Genomic DNA, 376 nt, shown 5'->3' with positions numbered 1-376 from the left:
CGGGCCGAATCCCGCGTCCAGGACCGAGCGGGTGCCGCAGGTCAGCAGCGCGCTCAGCCGTAGTAGCGGGTAGCCGGATCCGCCGTGGCTACCGGCCAGCCGGACGTATCGGTTCCGGTTCGCGTCGCTGTCGGCGATGGTCATGACGGTGCCGTCGATGACGACCGGCAGCAGGCCCTGCCATCGTGCCGCCGCGGCCGAGGTCGCAGCGGGTCCGCGCAGCAGCTCGAACAATGCCCGCATCGGTGCTGTCCCGAGTCGTTGCCGGGCCTGCCGCAGCGCGCTTGCCGACGGCGTGGGCAGACTCAGTCCTTGCAGCCCGGCGGCCAGCCGATGCCATACCTGCCGATAGCCGCAATCGGTGAACAAGCTGGCG

At 71.0% G+C, this 376-nt stretch carries 1 protein-coding gene; it reads right to left on the bottom strand.

The annotated features are described in order from the left end of the window. On the bottom strand, window positions 1-369 hold a 369-nt coding region (locus ODJ79_RS46830), incomplete at its 3' end, for a transposase domain-containing protein (protein WP_263030214.1). Window positions 370-376: the final 7 nt, after the last annotated feature.

It is taken from the genome of Actinoplanes sp. KI2, assembly GCF_025630775.1.
GTDB lineage: Bacteria > Actinomycetota > Actinomycetes > Mycobacteriales > Micromonosporaceae > Actinoplanes.
This window is presented reverse-complemented; position numbering and strand designations above follow the sequence as displayed.